Raw genomic sequence first — 716 nt, 5'->3', positions numbered from 1 at the left:
TAAAATGAATTTATATATTATAGCACGTTTTATACATAATACTTTACTAATTCATAATTCCGTTATATCATATTGGATATAACGGAATTGGAACGGAGGTGGAAGAGTAAAAACAGTATCTGAAAACATTGACAATCGTATACAAAATAGACAAAGGCACTCATGCATCCTTGTTTTTATACAATCCTTTTTTATCAACTCTAAAATAACAGATGCTCTTGTAGAAATATCTCGTTCGTTTTGACATTGATCTACCTTATGTAGTATGGTATCTGGCACGCGAATATCTATTCTCATTCTTTTTTCACTCCTTTTTTATCTCCTCCTTTAAGATGTATTGTATACTTTAAATAGGCAGAATTTTCCTGTACTAAAAGGAAGTGAGGTGATAGAGATGAAAAAAGCATTTAAAACAGAGGTTCTTTTAACAGAGATACAAAAACAAAAGGTGAATCAAGCTATTGGTGTATGTAGATATGTCTATAATCTGTATCTTTCAAAAAACAAAGAAATATATGAAAAAGAAAAGAAATTCATAAGTGGTATGGATTTTTCTAAATGGTTAAATAATGTTCATACAAAAGAACACGATCAATGGATACAAGACGTAAGTTCTAAGGCTGTTAAAAAGTCTATTATGAATGCAGATACTGCTTTTAATAGGTTTTTTAAAGGGTTGTCTAAATTTCCTAAGTTCAAGAAAAAGAAAAATCAAG

Annotated in this window: 1 protein-coding gene; it reads left to right on the top strand. The window is 29.2% G+C overall.

What is annotated here, in order from left to right; all coding sequences use genetic code 11:
• Positions 1–394 precede the first annotated feature (394 nt).
• Positions 395–716 (top strand): helix-turn-helix domain-containing protein (locus tag V7024_RS20720; RefSeq protein ID WP_335523400.1); only part of this gene is annotated, 322 nt, incomplete at its 3' end.

Source organism: Bacillus sp. JJ864 (assembly GCF_036963045.1).
Taxonomy (GTDB): domain Bacteria; phylum Bacillota; class Bacilli; order Bacillales; family Bacillaceae_G; genus Bacillus_A; species Bacillus_A pseudomycoides_C.
This window is presented reverse-complemented; position numbering and strand designations above follow the sequence as displayed.